This is a genomic window from Synechococcus sp. R55.2, assembly GCF_047462075.1.
GTDB lineage: Bacteria > Cyanobacteriota > Cyanobacteriia > Thermostichales > Thermostichaceae > Thermostichus.
Genome location: NZ_JANSIH010000410.1, coordinates 1 through 17044, shown reverse-complemented (window position 1 = coordinate 17044; position 17044 = coordinate 1). Strand labels below are relative to the sequence as shown.

12 protein-coding genes are annotated in these 17044 nt (G+C 53.3%); 11 read left to right on the top strand and 1 reads right to left on the bottom strand.

Features of this window, described 5'->3' with window-relative positions; all coding sequences use genetic code 11:
- The first annotated feature begins 126 nt into the window (after positions 1 to 126).
- Together NW838_RS13450 and NW838_RS13445 are read left to right on the top strand one after the other, a co-directional pair.
- Complete coding sequence (locus NW838_RS13450) at positions 127 to 1443, top strand: MFS transporter (RefSeq protein ID WP_414428201.1); 1317 nt, start codon at positions 127 to 129, stop codon at positions 1441 to 1443.
- Positions 1444 to 1536: 93 nt separating this feature from the next.
- Positions 1537 to 2427 carry a SpoIID/LytB domain-containing protein gene (locus tag NW838_RS13445; protein ID WP_414428200.1) on the top strand — a complete coding sequence of 297 codons (891 nt, stop codon included), beginning with the start codon at positions 1537 to 1539 and terminating at the stop codon, positions 2425 to 2427.
- Positions 2428 to 2449: 22 nt separating this feature from the next.
- Here NW838_RS13445 and NW838_RS13440 read toward each other — a convergent pair whose 3' ends face one another.
- Positions 2450 to 3667 (bottom strand): helix-turn-helix transcriptional regulator, encoded by a 1218-nt coding sequence (locus NW838_RS13440; protein WP_414428199.1) that lies wholly within the window; start codon positions 3665 to 3667, stop codon positions 2450 to 2452.
- A gap of 181 nt (positions 3668 to 3848) precedes the next feature.
- On the opposite strand from NW838_RS13440, the gene cas1 reads away from it, so the two are divergent.
- The 9 genes from cas1 to NW838_RS13395 all read left to right on the top strand — a co-directional run.
- Positions 3849 to 4859 carry a CRISPR-associated endonuclease Cas1 gene (gene cas1 / locus NW838_RS13435; RefSeq protein ID WP_414356000.1) on the top strand — a complete coding sequence of 337 codons (1011 nt, stop codon included), beginning with the start codon at positions 3849 to 3851 and terminating at the stop codon, positions 4857 to 4859.
- An 11-nt stretch (positions 4860 to 4870) separates the two neighbouring features.
- Positions 4871 to 5149: a CRISPR-associated endonuclease Cas2 gene (gene cas2, locus NW838_RS13430; RefSeq protein ID WP_414356002.1), complete on the top strand. Its 279-nt coding sequence runs from the start codon at positions 4871 to 4873 to the stop codon at positions 5147 to 5149.
- A gap of 109 nt (positions 5150 to 5258) precedes the next feature.
- A complete protein-coding gene (gene cas10, locus NW838_RS13425) occupies positions 5259 to 8387 on the top strand; it encodes a type III-B CRISPR-associated protein Cas10/Cmr2 (protein ID WP_414356005.1) in 3129 nt (1042 codons plus the stop codon).
- A gap of 5 nt (positions 8388 to 8392) precedes the next feature.
- Positions 8393 to 9508 (top strand): type III-B CRISPR module-associated Cmr3 family protein, encoded by a 1116-nt coding sequence (locus NW838_RS13420; protein WP_414356006.1) that lies wholly within the window; start codon positions 8393 to 8395, stop codon positions 9506 to 9508.
- Positions 9505 to 10401 carry an RAMP superfamily CRISPR-associated protein gene (locus NW838_RS13415; RefSeq protein ID WP_414356008.1) on the top strand — a complete coding sequence of 299 codons (897 nt, stop codon included), beginning with the start codon at positions 9505 to 9507 and terminating at the stop codon, positions 10399 to 10401. The genes NW838_RS13420 and NW838_RS13415 overlap by 4 nt, the downstream gene beginning before the upstream one ends.
- Positions 10402 to 10935: 534 nt before the next feature.
- Complete coding sequence (locus NW838_RS13410; RefSeq protein WP_414356010.1) at positions 10936 to 12648, top strand: RAMP superfamily CRISPR-associated protein; 1713 nt, start codon at positions 10936 to 10938, stop codon at positions 12646 to 12648.
- A gap of 53 nt (positions 12649 to 12701) precedes the next feature.
- On the top strand, positions 12702 to 13337 hold the full coding sequence (locus tag NW838_RS13405) for a Uma2 family endonuclease (RefSeq protein ID WP_414356012.1): 636 nt from the start codon (positions 12702 to 12704) through the stop codon (positions 13335 to 13337).
- 85 nt (positions 13338 to 13422) lie between these two features.
- On the top strand, positions 13423 to 15126 hold the full coding sequence (locus NW838_RS13400; RefSeq protein ID WP_414356014.1) for a hypothetical protein: 1704 nt from the start codon (positions 13423 to 13425) through the stop codon (positions 15124 to 15126).
- Between the two features lie 14 nt (positions 15127 to 15140).
- On the top strand, positions 15141 to 17044 hold a 1904-nt coding region (locus NW838_RS13395), incomplete at its 3' end, for an AAA family ATPase (RefSeq protein ID WP_414428198.1).

Below are 17044 nucleotides of genomic sequence, written 5' to 3'. Positions count from 1 at the left end.
ATACGGTTACAATCAGAAAGGTTAGCACCTAAATATTCTGGACTGAGGGATCCAGCGAAGGTGGCTCTATCCCAGGGCGCGGTTCTGGGAGCACGCTTTGAGTCCCATTTTGCACAAGGAGTTGGCGTGAGGGTATTCGAGCAGCTACAGCCGGCACAGCGGCGCAACTTGGGCATTTTGTTTGTGGCTGGGCTGCTCTTTTGGGCCAGTTTATCCTCGCTGCTGCCCACGTTGCCTCTCTACGTCAGAGATGCCGGTGGCACCAGCCAGCAAGTGGGCTGGGTAATGGGGGCCTTTTCGATTGGGTTGCTGGCCTTTCGCCCTGCGTTGGGTCGTCTGGCGGATGGCCACAGCCGGCAGATCGTGCTGCTTATCGGCATGGGGGTGGTGGGGATGGCCCCCATAGGATACTGGCTCTCCGATTGGATCCCATGGGTAGCGCTGGTGCGAGCCTTTCATGGGGTTAGCATCGCCGCTTTTGCCACGGCCTATGTGACTTTGGTGGTGGATTTTGCCCCAGAAGAAAAACGGGGCGAGATCCTGGGCTACATGAGTTTGGTCAATCCGATCGGCGCAGCCATTGGCCCTGCTTTGGGCGGCTTTTTGCAGGAGTTTGCCGGCTATGGCCCTTCGTTTCTCTTCTCTGCTCTGCTGGGGTTGGTGGGCTTTCTTTGTACCCAACTGGTTCGAGAACAGCGGCGTGAGCATTGGGGATCCCTGCCGATGGATGGGGCCTTCTGGAGCTTTCTGGGCAGCCCGAAGGTGCGCTCCCTCGCTTGGGTGATGTTTTTGGTGGGGTTGGCCTTCGGCACCCAGACCACCTTTGTGGCCTTGTTAATCCAAGAAGCCGGAGCTCCCCTGAATCCAGGTCTTTTTTATACGGCAGTGGCCTTTGCCAGCTTTGGAGTGCGCCTGCTCACCGGTCGCGCTTCCGATCGCTATGGGCGGGGGCCATTTATCTCCCTCAGCTTGGCCACCTATGCCTTGGCAATGGGGATCCTGATTGTTGCCAACAGCACCGGCGCTTTTCTGGCTGCTGGGGTCGCGGTAGGCTGCGGTTTTGGGACTTTGATCCCTCTCATTTCTGCCCTCGTGGCCGATCGCTCGGAGCCGGCGGAGCGGGGTCGCCTGTTTAGCTTGGTGATGTGCGGGTTTGATTTGGGCATTGGCCTGGCGGGGCCCCTTTTGGGCACCTTAGCAGCGGGATCCGGCTATCGAGCCATGTTTGGCTATGCGGCTCTTCTTTCCTTGGCTTCCTTGGGTTCTTTTCTCTTCTTCTCCAATGGGCGACCGGGGGACTCGCTGCGCTTTGCCTTAGGCCTGGGGCCGGATAGCTCTTCGGTCCATCTAGAGGGCGGCCGCAATCGGCTTGGGTCGCAAGAACCCGACCCTCTGGAGCCGCCGGATCGGCCCGCTCCGCTGGAAACGGGATCCCGTTCATAGATAGTTCCATACTCAGATCCCCCACACCCCGTCAAGAACTGAGGCTCAAGCCCTCTGCAGTTGCTGCCAACCAACCGGCCCATTTCTGGAAACTTGCCTTATCCTAAGCTGGAGTTGGTGTACAAAAAGCAACTCTGGGCACGGGCTATGGAAGCGCGGCATTGGCTGGCCCTGATGGGATCCCTGGTGGTCAGTGCCTTCTGGGGATGGGTGGAAGCCGTCTGGGGGGTGACAGTGCGAGTGCAATTGGCCGATAACACTGCCCCTCTGGTGGTAGGCGTTTCTCTCCCTGCCCAACTGATCAACGGTCGGGGAGAGGTGCTGGCAGATCTGCCCCCTATGCAAGGGTTTTTGGCTCAGCCCAGCCCTCAAGGGGTGCGTCTGCATGGGGTGGTTGACCCGGTGCTGTTCATCGAACCTCAGGAGGGTGGCCTGGTGGCAGTGAATGGCCGCTGGTACTCCGGCAAGGTGCTCTTGACCGGGTACAACCTGGTGATGGCCATCAACTACGTGGATCTGGAAGACTATGTGGCCAGTGTGGTGGATGCAGAAATGGGATCCCGTTTTCTCCCAGAGGCCCTAAAGGCCCAGGCGGTGGCGGCCCGCAGCTACGTTCTTTACCATCGCAATTCCCGCGGTTGGTTTGATGTGTTTAGCGATACTCGCTCCCAGGTGTACCGAGGGCTTTCCCAGCGGTCGGCAGCCGCCCTGGAAGCAACACAAGCCACCCGTGGTGTGGTCATGGTGTATGGGGGTCAGTTTGTCAATGCCATGTACAGCGCCAGCAGCGGCGGCCAAACCGTCGGGGTGAGTGGGATCCCTTATTTGATGAGCTTGCCGGATGTCAGCCCCTATCCCAAGTTTGGGCATGGCATTGGCATGAGCCAGTGGGGCGCCCAAGAATTGGCCCGCCGAGGCTGGACTTACCGCCAAATTTTGGCCTACTACTACCGAGGGGTCAGCTTTGCTCGTCTGCCGGAGTGAGACCTTCAGTGTCCTGGGTGTCTCATCCCATTCGCTCTGTCTTGTCTGCGTCGAGTTCCCTCTGGGCCGCCGCTTGCTGGTTGCTTCTGTATCGCTGCAACTGTTCCTCGGCCAGTTTGGCGTGCTGCTCAGCCAATTCTGGGGGAGTCAGGATCTGAACGTTGCCCATGAACCGGTTGACCCAGCGCATGAATTCCCCATGAGAACGGGGGGGAAGCCGGACTTGGTAGTCCAAGTACTGACCCTGTCTAGAGGGGGTCAAGATCTTCTGGCTGGGGTGACGGTAGCCTCCCTCGCGGATGAACGGAATGGTGTCGCCGTAGAAGCGGACGGTAATCTCCGTGAAGGGAAGTTGACCAGATAGCTCCTGGCGTTGTTCTTCTGGTTCGCCCAGGAAAAGACCCCAGCCCTGATTCAGGAGCTCATGGACTTGTTTAAGTCGTTTCAGTTGTTGAGAGCGGCTGCGGGGCGGGTGAGAGAGAACCTGGCACTGATCATCGAAGCGATCCAAGCGGCCGATCACCAAATGCTGGGTATCAGATTGCTCGTAGGCTAGATACCAGGCAATGTCGTAGTGAATCAATTGCAGAGGCCAGATGGATTTGGATCCCTGTTGACCCTGCTGGTAAGGATCTGAGGAACGGCAAATCTGAATCGCCTGCCCCTGGAGAATGGCAGCTTCTAGGGTGTCGAGGGCGCTGTAGAGGGTGCGGACAGCCGATCCCTTGCGGCTGACTCGGGTGGGATCTGTGGGGATGATGGAGCGGTTGAGCTGGGCTCTGACCGGGTAAAAACTCTCTGAACTGTGGCTTTTGCCCCAGCGGCGGCGGACAATAGCCTGAAAGGCCTCTTGGGCTTTGGGATCCCGTTGGTAGGTGGCCTGGGAGTGGAGGGCGCTAAGGGCGGTGTTGAACTCCAGTTCGGTCATGGCGCTGGAGCCGAGATAGTAGCCCCAACGATACGTCTGATCTCCGAGAATGCCGTAGTATCTCAGGGTTTGCAGATCTTTGTGCAGAGTGTGGGGAGAACAAGGAGGAAGAGCGATCTGTTGCTGGGCAGCGACAGCGTGCAGGTACGAGAGAAGTTCTTGCAGGCGGGGGGGAGCCTGCTCATCGCGACCTGGAAGATTTGACGCGTTGAGATGGCCGACGCCGGGATATTGAGCCAGGGTGGCGATCAGGCAGAGCAGACGATCAAAGCTTTGGGGATGGGCGTAGGCTTGCGAGGGGTGGAAAGTCATGGGGAGGGATCCTTTCGTCAGGAGCACACCGTCACGAACGGATCCCGTACCAGAAGCCTTGCTCTGCTTTTTCGCCATTCGCATCTTTCCTTACAGCATTCTTGGGCCTGACTTTTAACTTGAAGAAGGCTCCATCCTGCTTCCACTTCAGCTTCAATTTTAGGCTTCTGGGAGTGGCCTTATGGGCAGAACACTTTATGTGTCCCAACAAGATTGCTACCTCAGCCTCGACCAGGAACGACTGGTTGTCAAACGAGCTGGAGTTGTTCTTCAACAGGCTCAATTGCCCCACCTGGATCAGATCTTGATCTTCGGCCACGCCCAAGTCACAACCCAACTGATCCAGAGTTGCCTAGAGCGCAACATCCCCATCGCCTACCTTTCCCAGATGGGGTACTGTTATGGTCGCCTGCAGCCCGTTCAGCGGGGGAGTCGTTTTCTTCGGGAAAAACAGATTCTGCTGACCCCTTTTCAAAAATTGGAGGCCGCCAGACAGATCCTCAAAGCCAAGCTGCACAACTGCCGCGTACTTCTTCTGCGGCAACGCCGCCGCAAATCTCAGGTCAGCAGCGAGAAAATTGCTCAGCTCCAGCAACTCATTCAGGCTATGGATGAAGCTACAACTCCAGAGCAGCTCATGGGCCTTGAAGGAGCTGCCGCTGCCGTCTACTACCCAGCGCTGGGGGAGTGCCTCACCTCTCCTGGCTTTGAACTGGTGACGCGCACTCGTCGTCCCCCCCGGGATCCTGTCAATGCCATGCTCAGCTTTGGCTACCAGCTCTTGTGGAACCACATTCTGCTCCTGATTGAGCTGCAGGGCTTGGATCCCTACCAGGGATGTCTGCACACCGGTCACCACAATCACCCCTGCCTGGCCTCGGATTTGGTGGAAGAGTTTCGTGCCCCAGTGATTGATTCTCTCGTGCTGTGGCTGATCAACAGCGGCGTCATGGATCCGATTGAAGACTTCACAGATGAAATCGAGGGGTGCATGCTCACCCAAGAGGGCCGAACCAAAGTTCTGCGGGCCTTTATCCAGCGGATGGAGGACACGGTGCAGCCGGAAGATCCCGTCAAGGGTGCGCGGGAAGAAGAGATCCCTCGCTGGGCCGTCATCAACCGGCAGGTGCAGATCTACAAGCAGTTTGTAAATGATCAGATCCCTGTTTACTTGCCGTTCCTCATCCGCTGAAGAGATCTCACATGCAGCTCTACGTCATCACCTACGACATCCCCGACAACAAACGACGCAAGAAAGTCTCTGACTTGCTTGAAGGCTATGGCCGGCGGGTTCAGTACAGCGTCTTTGAATGCCGGCTGGAGCAGCATCAGTACCAAGACTTGAAACGCCGACTTCAACCTCGTCTCTATTTGCCGGAAGACCATATTCGTTTCTATCCCCTCACCGACCACACCCTGGCCAAGGCGGAAAGTTGGGGTGGGCCAGAGGTGCTCTCCCCGCCAGGATCCCTTGTTGTTTAGCAATATGAACTATTTTGCCGTTCGCGTTACCGGTGGCAGCAGGATATAGGTATCTGTTTATGCTGTTGTTCAAGTGTTCAGATTGCTTCTTTTGGAGGGAGTGGAACTCATGGAAAAAATGTTTTTCCGCCGCAAACTGTTTGCTCTGCTACATGATCCCCAGCTCAAGTCTTTGTATCAGTACAAAAACGGCAAAGGCCCTTGGCAGCAGGTGGCGGAGTTGTATCATCACGGGGCAGAGCTGGAGGAGTGGTGGCAGTCTCATCAGGGGGTGATTTCAGATCACATCGCTGCCGCCTCAGATCGATTAACCATCAGAAACGTCTATAAAGATGCGGAGCAACTGGGCGGGCTTACCCAAGTGGAAGTGCGTCACCCTCTGTCGGGAGAAAAGCAGGATATCCAGATTTGGAGTCAGCTAACGGAAGCGCAACTGGAGGAGATCCAAAATCGGATCATCCCCTATGAGCAGGTGCGCCATGCGGATCCGGAAAAAGCCTTCTGGTGGTTCTGGCGGTTTTATCCCCAATTGGTGGTTCAAGAAACTGGGATCAGCACTCCTGCTGCTCTTTTGTTGCCTGCCGACACCCGCATCCCAGACTGTCCCATCCACGATCACAACAGTATTGTCTCGGCGCTGGCCGGAGCCCTATTCCCGCGCGGGTGGAAACCCTCAAATTCGGTTTCTCATGCCGATCTCTTGTTGTTCACCTTCTCGCCGGTGCAGGAGTTTATCAAATCCTCTAGGAAGCTGTTGGATTTTTGGTCGGGATCCTATCTGCTGCACTACCTGAGTGCCCGCCTCTGCTGGTTCATTGCTGAGCGCTATGGGCCGGATGCGGTGATCACACCTTCTCTGTGGGGCCAGGAGATCATCGATGCCTGGATTCTGAAGAAGTTTCCGGAGTTTGAGTGCTATTTCCGAGAGATCGACCGGCTTGATACCCGCAATGGAGATGCCCAGGGATCCACTCCTATAAGTCGATTCAACGATTGCGTGTCCACCAGCCTGAGCACTGCCGGGTTTCCCAATGTGATCACAGCTCTGCTGCCCAGAAAAGAATCCAAAGCCTTTGCAGAGGAACTGGACCAGGAGATGCGCAAGATCTGGAAAGAGATCGGAACTAAAGTCCGGGATCATATCCGCGAGAGATGTATCCAAACCCTCAATGATAGAGGCTCGGAGATCTGGAAAAAGATTGCCCCAACGATGGGTACGACTGAAGGCTCCCACATCAACTACCAGAGAGAATTCGAGAAGTGGAAGCACCCATCCAATTGGGAATGGAACAAGCTCTGGAATGCTCAACTGGATCACACTTGGGAAAGCTACTGGACTTCGGTCCCCCTAGGGGATCCCGACAAGCCGTTGCAGGCAAATACCAAAGATCCCGGCTACACGTTATGGAAAGAATCTCAGCAAACCCTAGCTCAAAGCCGATTTGAATTGCCGACCAACCCTGAAGAAAAAGCCTACGGAAATTTGAATGTGGGCACCTGGTGGGGCAGCTTGCAGGCGCGTCTGGGCCAGTCGATTCAGGCCATCAAAAATACCCGTACCTGGCAGGTCCCAGTGGCCCCTGGGGAGCGGTCTACCCTCTCAGGCATGTACAGTGCAGTTCACCCCAATCTGCTCTATCGGGATCGATTCTGTGAAGGGGCAGGGCTACCGGCGGGATCCCTGCGCATGTTCTGGAAACTGATGGCCGAAGTTTATCCGGGGCTTTTCAATGGCTCGGAGATGTTGAACGCGGTGGAACTGACCAAACGCATGGCCTGGAAGTACGGGGGCATTGCCGAGTCTCTGGGGGTGGCCAAAGAAGAGGACGATCTGGAGAACTTGATCCGGTTTCCCAACCTCAGCTCCATCGCAGCAGCCCGCTTTGCCCATGATGCTCCTGAAAAGGTGAAACTGTACTGGCAGGTGCTGGAGCAGCAGATCAGGTGGGATCTCCCTGAATATCGAGATCGGTTTGGATCCCTGACGCGCCGCCCCTTTCAGGTGCCGAAGACGGATGAGCGAATGATCCCTAATCCCCAACCCCTTTCCCAGAAGACGAGGGGAGAAGCACCCTACAACGGAGTGATGTTTTCCAGCAGGTGGCTGGTGGACGATCTGGGCCTTCAGGATCCTGAAGATATTGCCCTATTGCGAGAAGCCGTGGATCAAGCCCATCGACAGGTGGGGCTATCCGGGGGCAGTCCCTCTGACTGGTGGGCAATTGTGTTGGCCGATGGAGATAGCATGAGCAAGTATGTCAGCGGCTCCAGGCTGCACCCCTACGAAACCTACCTGGCCGAAGGAGTTGCCGATCAATTGAAGAAAAATGGCTTGGAGTGGCAGCAGCTTTTGAAGAATGTCAAAAAGCGCATGGGGCCGGCCACCCACGTGGGCCTCAACCGAGCCTTGTTGGATTTCTCCAATCGGCTGGTTCCTTACTTAACGGAAAAACGCTTCTGCGGTCGGGTGGTCTACAGTGGCGGGGATGATGTCATGGCTTTGCTGCCCCTAGAAGATTTGCCCGAATATCTCCTCTCCCTGCGTGCAGCTTGGTGTGGGAAAGCGGATCCCAAAGGCGAGTTCAGATCGCAAGGAGGATTTTGGCATCCCCAGCCGGGTCGAGATCTCTCCGGCCTACCCAATCGTCCCCTTTTCACCATGGGCGAAGGAGCCACCATGAGCATCGGCGTGGTGATCGCCAACAAAGGGATCCCTCTTCCCACCGTTTTGGAAAACCTCTGGGAGGCTGAGAAGCATCGGGCCAAAAAGATCCCTGGCAAGGATGGTCTTTGCTTCCGAGTCATTTACCAATCCGGGAATACCTTGGAGGCCCTGATGAAAGGGGAACTGCTGGAGAAATGGTGGGCCTGGTTGCAGCAGGGGCCGGAACTGGATCTGGGGCCTGTACTGTATCGTTTGGCCGAAGAATTGCCGCTGCGCTGTGTGATCTCTGCAAATAACAAGCTGTTTGAGCTGGCCACCACCACCATTTTGGCGCGACGAGACCGAGCTGAGGAGCTGAAGTCCGTTCAGGATCCCTTGGTGAACTGGATCAATGCCTGGGAAAGCTGGGCATTCGAGTTGCAAAGCGAGTCAGAGGCTCTGGGCGCCACTCCGGTAGATTTGGCTAATCTCTTGAGATTCTCAGCCTTTTGGATAGACAAGAAAAAACAACGGGACGATTGGATCAAAAAGCCTCAGGAAATTGTTGAAGATTTATTTCCACAAGGCAGGTAATTCTCATGTCTGAAACCCAACTGCACTGGTATGCCCTAGAGCCTGTCGATGTGCTGCTCTTTCGCGAGAGCAAACCTTTTTCTCCTGGCGAGGGATCCTGGGCGAAAGGGTTATTTCCCCCTATGCCCATCACAATCTTTCAGGCCCTGCGCTCTGCCCTACCCTACGCTTCAGACAAGGCTCGAAATCTCAAGTTTCTGGGGCCGTTTCTCCTGGATGAGCGAGATACGCTCTGGCTACCGACTCCCAAAGATCTGTTGGCTACGGGTCAATCGGATCCCCATGCCGATCCAGACACGACCCCAGAAGACAACTTCGAAGAGAAAGTCCGGGGAGACCAATACTCTCGCCTACAGCCGGCTGAGGGGGATCCTTGGAAACCTATCGGCTGGGATGATCAAAAACTCCCGCCCCTGGTGCCCCCCTCTCTCAAAAAAGGGGAGTACATCAAAGGCCGTCCCCACCCCTGGATGCGGGCCTCGGCACTGAGTGCTTATCTCCAAGGATCCCTACCCCAGGCCGGCGACTTTCATGAGGATCCCTGGGATACCCAGGTGTTACCTCACATCGACATCAAACCCGATACCCGCCAGGTGAAAGATGAAGCTGGCTACTTCACCGAGGTGGCAACCCGACTGCGGTGGGGATGGCGATTGGCGGCAGCCATCAGTGCTCGGATCCCGACCACCACCGTTCGCCTGGGGGGAGAGGGGCATCGCGCCTTGGTCACGCCTCTGGAAGATTGGGATCCTGGCATCGATTGGGAGCGATTTCGGCAGGGGACGGGTCGGGTGGCTTATCTCCTCACTCCGGGCCTAGCGCAGCCTGAAGCGGATCCCCGTATCTATCAGGCTTACCCTTCCCAGTGGCAGCCTTATCTGGCAGGATGCGCTACGGATCGGGCCTTGCTTTGGGGTGGAATTTCTGCGGTTCGGCGGCAGGGCAGTGAGCGATTGGACTTTGCGCTGCTACCCCAACGGGCCTTCATTCCCGCCGGTACGGTGTATCACTTTAAGGGGGATCCGCCACCGCCAAGGCAGCTTGTGGGTAACCCATGCGCCCAGTTGCAGACTTTTGCATCGTTGAATTACGGCACACTTTTGTGGGGGATTGTGAAATGATTCAACCTGACTTTCGCGTTGGCTATCTTTACAGCCTTGCCCCCATCCATTGCGGTGGAGAAGGCGACCTAGGCAACATCCTGGAAATTGCCCGTGAATCTCACACCAACTTTCCTTACATCCCAGGTTCTTCTTTGCGAGGAAGCCTGCGGAACGAGGTAACACTTCAAGATCCAACAATTGCCGATACTCTCTTTGGACGAGAACTCCAAAAAGATGGCCAAATGGGGGTTCACCAAGTCTGGTTTGGAGATGCCCGTTTATTGTGGGTGCCGATGCGCACCATGTCTCTAAAAGGATCCGATTCCGTTTTCTGTTGGGTAAGTTGTCATTCTCTACTGCGAGATCACGCCTTGCTGTGCCGTCAGCCTCTTCCAGTTCTGCCCAAAGCCCCTGTAGGAACAAAACCTGGCGTTTATGTTGTGGCAGACGCAGAAGTGCGTGTTGAGAAACTCCCTGAAGGGCAGACCTTCTCACTGGCCGGGGAATGGCCCGCTGTTTTACAGGGGGATACCCAAGCAACCTGGAAAAATAATCGGATCATTCTTCCCGATAGCGACTTCCAGATCCTCATGGAGCACTCCCTTTGGACACAGATCCGCAACAAGATCCAGGAAGATTCGGAAGGAGCCAATCAGGTAGGCTCAGCAGAGGTGTTCTGGACAGATGTGTGCATTCCTCGTGACACGATTCTTTATTTTACTTGGGGATATAGCCCCCTGCCCCATCAGCAAGATCTCACCCAAGAACATGAGATTTTGATCAACATTCTTCAAGGTTTGTTCCAAGTAGGAGGACAAGCCAACGTTGGACGAGGCTGGGTTCAAGGATGGGTCTCCAATGCTTCTCCGCCCGCTCTACAAGCCAAATCTGAAAACACCGCAGGAGTTTAAGGATGTCGAAAAACAAGTACGCCAAGAGCTCTCCTAAGCCCGTTCCTCCAAATCCCAAATTGGAGAGCAAAGCTATATCTTCCAACCCGCCAATAGACAGATCCCCTGTTCCTACGTCGTCTGAGCGACAACCAACAGGCGTGCGCCCGGAGCATATCAGCCTGCTAGCCTATAAACACATTCAACAGTACATGAGATCCCAAGGGAAAGAGTTTCTTTCTCAGGAGGATCTTAATGCGGTACTCCGACTTTCTCAACACCTGAGAGTTTTCGGCCTGCTCTCGGCCATAGGATACGTTAACCAGTCCAATGCTCAAGAAGGTAAGGTGAGACAGAGAACAGTTCCTGTCTGGACTTCTTTATTGGGGCAACTGGTTACCGAAGATAATTCTCTAGAGCCCAAAGCATTAATGCAGAGGATCCAAGCTCTGGCAAGCGACCAACCTGTAGAATACCTCGCCCTTTGGAGACGATCTTTAATCTTGGCGAATCACTGGAACTTTTGGGCCAGAGCTTATCTTTCAGGAGACACGAATGGAGAAAACACTGATGTACACGGGGCCGCGTCTAATTAAGCTAATAGCTCAGCAACATCAAAAGCGAGCCACAAACCTTTTTCGCCAGGGAACCTTTACCTTGCGTTGGCGAGCAAAAGTGGGATCCTATCCTCATCCCGATGTGGAAACTCTTGTTTCAGCAGGGGAACCCTGTGGGCCATGGCGGCCCCAAAAAGGTCGGCCAGAGGATAAGCGCAATGTTGGCGAAAACTGGGAACTTATGCCCGACTTGCCTCTCAATGGGTACATCCCGGGTTCTTCAATCCGAGGGATCGTCCGGGCCTGGGCAAAACAACAACCGGAGCGGATCCCCAAGATGGAAGCTCTCCTTGGATTCCAGAAAGAGACTGTTATCTCGGCAGGAAAAATTCAATTTCTCGACGCTTGGCCTCTAGAGCCCACCCGTTTAAGCCTCGATATTGTCAACCCTCAGCAAAACTTTCAGGTGTTCCACCAGGGTCAAGGCACTCCTTTATCGCTCTACACACTGGGCAATGGTCAGGGACCCATTGATTTTCTCGTGGCTATCCAGGGCGTTCCCGGCGCAACTGAAGAAGAAGTCGATGAGGTCTGGTCATGGGTTCAACAAGCCTTAAAAGTCTTGGGGATAGGTAGCCGCACGGCCTCTGGATATGGTCGGATTTCGATCCCTAACCACAAGGGATCCAGACAGTCAAATGAAAGCATATCAAGTATACTCTTTAGATTCCATCTCTCCAGCCAGGGTAATGCGGGCCCTAACATGAGAACCCTGGAGCTGCGACCTTCGCATTGGCGAGGATGGCTTAGATCCTGGGCATTGCGATTCTTTCTGGGAGTTATGAGCCAAGAGAATGCAGAGAAGACAGTGAGTGAGCTTTTTGGAACCCTAGAACCCAAGTCTCAAAAAGGGTGCATAAGGCTGGAAATGATCCAGGGAGATATCTGGGCACGCAAGTCGAAAAACTCCCCAACCTTCTACTCATGGCAGGGAGAACTTAGAATTGAAGCTCCCAAAGAGATCCTCATGGGAATCCTTCTCCCCATTGTGCGAGTTGCAGTGATGACCGGAGGAGTAGGGCGAGGTTGGAGAAGACCACTTCACATTTTCATGATGGAAAGAAGAGACAACTCTCCTGCAGCCCGAGGCAGTCACCTGACGCTTGATATCAAAATTAAGGGTGAGTACAGGGTGTTTGGAATACGTCTTGAACCAGAAAAATGGAGGCAAGTATACGAAGAGTGGTATCAAAAAGTTGGACAAATCTGGCCGGAACGTTTGCTCAGTGGATCCCAGAATCCCAACTGTGAGGCATTTTCACCCAGCAGTTGTGCCGTATTCGCCGTCCCTGGCCCTGAACAGGATCCGGTTAATGCTTCAGATTTAAGTTGGGTTGATCCCAATGATGCAGAAAGTACGCGAGGAGATGGTATGGGGCTGGTTTATCAACAAGATCAACGCAGAAACTACAAGCGAAACCCCGATCTTGGCGGAGATGCTGCGCGAGGCAGTGCCCATTGCTCTTGGGTGACGATTAGGAGACACAAGATTAAGCACAAACAAGCTGGTACTCAATGCCAGGAAGTGGTCTGCTTATTCATGGGAGGTGTCCAAGCTGGCTGCCAGCATGTCCGTTCCCAGTTTCTCGATGACTTATCTCGAATACAAGGCAGTCTCCATCTCTTTGGTCTGAAGCCTGAACAGCCTTGAAAAGATGATCTTTTTGCTCCTTCTAGACTGATCTCGAGGAGATGAAGTCTGATATGCTCATCATTCCCACTCGCTCACATCTTCCCGAACAACGGGTCATTTTCCATCACCTTACCTGGGATCGCTACCAGCAGATCCTTCAGGCACTAGGAGAGCACCGTTCTTCTCGCTTGATCTACGACCGGGGTACTCTGGAAATCACCATGCCACTCGAAGATCACGAGTTTTTGGTCAGGATGATTGATCTCTTCGTACGCATCCTGGCTACTGCATACTTAGGACAGATTAAAACTATGGGCTCTACAACTCTTAATTATCCCCATATAGAGCGAGGAGCAGAACCTGACAATGCCTACTACTTACAGAATCAACCTAAAGTCAAGGGACGCACTGTAGATTTTAGCCAAGATCCGCCTCCAGATCTGGTGGTGGAAGTTGACATAACCCACAGTACTATCAACAAGTTAGCCCTCTATGCTGCCATAGGGATCCCTGAGTTGTGGCGGTTCAATGGTGAGGAACTGCGAATCTATCAACTTACTGCGCAAGGCTACCAAGAGTTAGAAATCAGTCCTAGTTTTCCAGGGGTTCCCAAAGACAGACTCTACCAATTCTTATCAGAGGCTCGAGAGAATGAGATTCAGGCTGAACAGAATCTACGCAACTGGATCCAGGAGCAAAAGCTATGATTGCCCATTCTCGCTCCGAAGCTTCTGTCAACTTGCCCTGAAAGACATCTATGAGAAGGTGAACTTTGATCCTAAGTGAGGAACTATGGCTACTCTGATTGCTAACATTGGCACCTCTGATCTGACAGTAAAAATTCAAGGCTTTGAGTACTACATTCCTGTGGGCTTTGACCGAGATGAACCAAACGAAGTTGCCGAGGATCTAACAGAAGACGAAAAAGTGATATGGGAAAGAAGTAGTCGAGAAGACTTTGTTGCCAATGGACTCTGTAAAGAGCTGGGTGTAGAGGTTAGAGGTCAAGGCAGGAATGCCTACAGCTTCCGCGAACTAACAGAGAAACTTCTTGCCGCCTATCAACGGGAGCCCGATTTTTGGCAGGAGCGCATTCGACCTGGAAGAATCTGGGGGGTAATCCATACCGCCATTGAGGAGTTTTCAGTTAAAAAAATCAACATTTTTGTTACCAATCAAAATCCCCCTCAGCATCAGGATACTTGCTTCTTGTTCGAGATCATTAAAAGGTGGATTGAGAGACATTTACAGCGGGAGGATATTCTCTTTCTAAAGCGAGTGATCCCTCAGAACGTCAAACCTAACCAACAGGATCTTGTCCTCAACGAGTATTATCGCTTCTTTGTTGACGAGATTGATTCAAACGAGGTGGTTCTTGTCAGTACTAAAGGTGGAACCCCTCAAATGCAGACAGCCCTTCGTCTGCAATCAATCACTGCTGACATCCCCAAGCTGCTGTTTCTGGATCCGGTTCTTTCAAAGCAGAAGGTGCTTCGAGGGGAGCCCTCGCCTTGCACTCGGACTTCATATTGGCAATACCAGCGGACACAGAAATATCGCGTTGTCATGCAACTGCTAGAACGTTTTGACTTTGCGGGAGCTTGTCAAGTTCTCAAGAGCTGGCAATCCATTCTGTCTTTTCAAATTGAGCAGGGCGTAGTAAGCAAATCCCAGCTACATTCCAGCAGGAAACTGGTTGATGATGCAATCAGAGGGTTACAAGTGGCAGACTCACTCATGAACTTAGATATCGAGGCTGCCAGAGCTTCCAAGAAAGAGATGAATCTGGATATAAGTTTGGATCTAGACACTCGAATCAATCAGGCCATTGGAAACCACAGTATTTTGCTTAACTTATATTCCCAATGCAAGATATACAAACAGAATCAGCAGATCTCCCATTTTCTTTCAAGAATGTCTTCACTTTGTGAGGAAATTCTCGATGAAGTTATCGAAAAGCTTGGCGGTCGTCAGTACCTGAAGTCAGCTACTGTGGGATCCCGAGTTGAGATTCGTGAAATTAAGCGACTGCTGCCTCAAGATCAGCTTGGCTTGCTGGACTCTTTAGATTATTTCAAAGATGGAGAATATGCAAAGATTCTCTATCGTGCGAGTAAGCTTAGTTTTTTGGCCATCCTTCTTGCCATCCGCAAGAATGTAGGGAAGAATGGAGCCTGTGAGGATAAATCCTTGTCAGATCTAAAAGAAAAAATTGATAGCCTAGAATTTTGGATCCGCAAGCGCAATGAGATGATCCATGACAGTCAGGGATTTTCTAGCAACCGCATCTCTGAATTAAATAAAGAGGCGAAACAGAAAGGAGCCTGTCCTTACGAAAATATCTTGAAAGTTTTGGCTGATATTCTTATATCTCCTCTTTTGAAGCTGCCCAATATCGATAAGCAGCGCCTTATTACAGATGATGATCTCTACCTCTATACCGACCTAAAGACCTGGGCGAGGGAGAGACTTCTTCGAGACTTGCGTTCTTCCTGAAGGAGAACAAACTGATGACTGTAAGCTCTTCCTACTACAACCACATTCTTATCGGGATTCCCGCTAGCGGCAAGTCAACACTGGCAAAAGTCTTAGCCGCAACTTGGCAAGGTTCTCAAGTTGTTAGCACCGATAATATTCGTCAAGAGTTGTACGGGGATCCCTTAATCCAGGGCAACTGGTCGGAAATTGAGGATTTGGCTCTTGCTCGGATTCACAAGGCTTATCAGCAGGGCCAAGTCATTATCTACGATGCTACCAATGCCTACCGTTCCTGGCGGCTGGATCTGCTGCAAAAGTTGCCCGGCGCAAATTGGATTGGGTGGCATCTGACCACTCCCCTAGAGGTCTGTAAGCAGAGAAATCAGCAGCGGGATCGTCAAGTGCCAGTCTCTTCGATGGAAGCAATGGCTCAGGCATTAAAGACTTTTCCGCCCATACCCGCAGAGGGATTCCTGGATGTACTGACCTTAGATTTATCTGGATCCCTGCCTACCCAAGAACAAATTCTCGAGAAAGTCAGTGGTATTCCTCGCACCTTGATTAACCGTCAGAACGCCACTCGAAAGGCGACGCTACACGGCTACTCTCGGCTGCTTGACTTTGAGCGCTTGCTCCATCTTCTGGCTATTTTGATCCATCATCCCGGCAGCACCCTGGAGGAAATCACCCACCGGATTGCCTCTGAAAAGGGATCCGTGTACGCCGATCCTGAACTGCTGTCTGAAGATCTCATCTGGCTGAAGCAGAGTGGTTTGCTCTGTCACGCCGGCGAGAACAGTGCAGGGGAGCAGCACCAGCTCTTGGTTCAACCCGAAAACCGGCAGCCTCTGACCTTTGCCACCCACGCTTATTCTGACTGGGATAGCTTCAGCCGCTTGATTTATACCATTCGCCTGATTTTGACCCAACCCTTCCACTTTGATCCCGAGCTGGGCAGCTTGGAAAGCTTGAACCGTGAGCTCCAGCAACAGGGTTGGGTGAAAGGGCAAAACAGAGATGCCATCCGTAAGGACATCGAAAAGGTCTTGAAGCCCTACCAGATTTTGCCGTCTTTTCCCATGAAGCGAGGCTACTTCACTCACTCTGGGATCTTCAGTCGCCATGAACTCAAGCAGATCTACCGGCTTTTGCAGGTGAGCACTCGCGCTCTAGAAAACCCTTGGGAGCAGGCGGTTTATGAAATGGTGGAGCAGCGTATGCGCCTCAGCCACATCGATACTTCTGAGATCTACCCCACTCGTCGGCTGGGCAATCAACCCATTGTGGATCCCGCCTTGGCTCCTTCCGGTACCTTGGCGGATCGCCGTGGCTTGCAGGTGGTCGAGGAAGCGATGGAGACGGGGGAGCTGCTAGAGGTAAAGCGTTTGCCGGGAGCCACCTTCCCCGGAGAGGCTGTGGAGAGCTTTCGCATCTGGCCCCTGCAACTGGTCTTTCATCAAATCGCGTGGTACCTGGGCTGCGAGTATCACAGCCCGAAGAGGCAGGGACTGATGCGGTTTGAGCGGATGGATCGGCTCTTTCTCAACCGGCGACATTGTGCAACGCGCTCCCGCCAAGAGCAGTTGGCTGCTCTGGAACGCCTGCACAAGCTCTACGATGTCAGTGCTGGGATCTTTTTGGGCAATGACCCGCATCTGCAGAAGCAGATCCTCAGTCGGGATCCCAATGAGCGCCGCCAAGCAGAAGTAACTCTGGAACTTTGGTTTAGCGACCGGATCTTCCCCTTCGTGAGCGAGGGCACCCGACGCTTTAAGCACCAGCGTATGTCCCCCCGTATTTCCGGATCTTCGCGGCCTAGATCTATCTTCAACTTGCCCCCCACGGGAGACAGTCGGTTTCCCCACCGGCTCAAGGTGGTCTTGCCCCTTTGGTCCCTAGAGGATGTCGACCACAAGCGCTGGCTCTTGGGCTTTGG